Source organism: Acetobacter okinawensis JCM 25146, from assembly GCF_000613865.1.
Lineage (GTDB): Bacteria > Pseudomonadota > Alphaproteobacteria > Acetobacterales > Acetobacteraceae > Acetobacter > Acetobacter okinawensis.
Genome location: NZ_BAJU01000122.1, coordinates 1 through 674, shown reverse-complemented (window position 1 = coordinate 674; position 674 = coordinate 1). Strand labels below are relative to the sequence as shown.

1 pseudogene is annotated in these 674 nt (G+C 66.5%); it reads right to left on the bottom strand.

Annotated elements, in window-relative coordinates:
• Positions 1-259: 259 nt before the first annotated feature.
• A pseudogene (locus JCM25146_RS20350) lies at positions 260-674 on the bottom strand (TonB family protein); the annotation flags it as partial.

Genomic DNA, 674 nt, shown 5'->3' with positions numbered 1-674 from the left:
TGCGACCGGAGCGGGGGCGGCAGCCGGGGCTGCGGCGTCCTGCGCAAAGGCGGCCACGGGGGCTGCCGTGCTCAGCAGCAGCGCAAGAGCCGGAACGGCGAGACCTGACACAAAAGAACGGGGCAGTCTGCTCATGTTACTCAAGATCCTCATGCAATGGCCCGGTCCCCTTGATCCCCTGCCGGGGTGGACCGGGCGGTCCGTAGTGGTTTGTTGGTCCAAAGCGGGCCCGGCCGCAGCCGGACCACTGGTGTGTGCGTCAGTCATCCAGCCGGAAGCGGATGACATACGTCTTGTTCAGTTCCCGCACCGGCACCCCGTTGCGGCTGGCGGGCCGGTAACGGGCCTTGTGCACATAGTCCAGCGCCGCCTGGGCAAAGGCCTGACCACCGGTGACGGACTGCACATGGCAGTTGCTGGTCATGCCCGTTGTCTCCACGTCGCATACGACGGTCACACGGCCTTCAATGTTCTCTTCTTCCATTTCTGGCGGATACACGGGGCGTGCGCTGTTCAGGGGCGACGTGCCGGCCGTTGTATCGGGCGAGTCATTGGGCGGTGTGTCCGCGGGCGGTGCCTTGGCGGTCTGCGTTGGCGGAGCCGCAGGCTGCTTGGGCGGTGTGCGGGCCACATGCTTCTGGGTGGCTTGGGCGGGGGTGGCACCTCGATCTTTG